1 protein-coding gene is annotated in these 227 nt (G+C 48.0%); it reads left to right on the forward strand.

Annotated features, from left to right (window positions below; all coding sequences use genetic code 11):
• On the forward strand, positions 1–227 hold a 227-nt coding region (locus NE619_RS18610; RefSeq protein WP_256133937.1), incomplete at both ends, for a hypothetical protein.

Here is a 227-nt window from a genome sequence, read left to right on the forward strand (position 1 = left end):
AAAATGCTGTTGAAAAACGACGAGATCCCCACGGAGGAATTCGTGGGAGGGGTCAATTCCATATGCTATACGCAGGCTGCGGCCAATGATGTGGGATATGAATGTTTCATCGACCCTGTGCTGAGCGACTGCTATATTGGCGATGCGATGAAGCTGCAGCAGGTACTTATAAACATTTTGAGCAATGCGATCAAGTTTACTGGAGAGGGTGGAACGGTTTCGCTTTC

Origin of the sequence: Anaerovorax odorimutans (assembly GCF_024459955.1) — a bacterium.
GTDB lineage: Bacteria > Bacillota > Clostridia > Peptostreptococcales > Anaerovoracaceae > Hominibacterium > Hominibacterium odorimutans_A.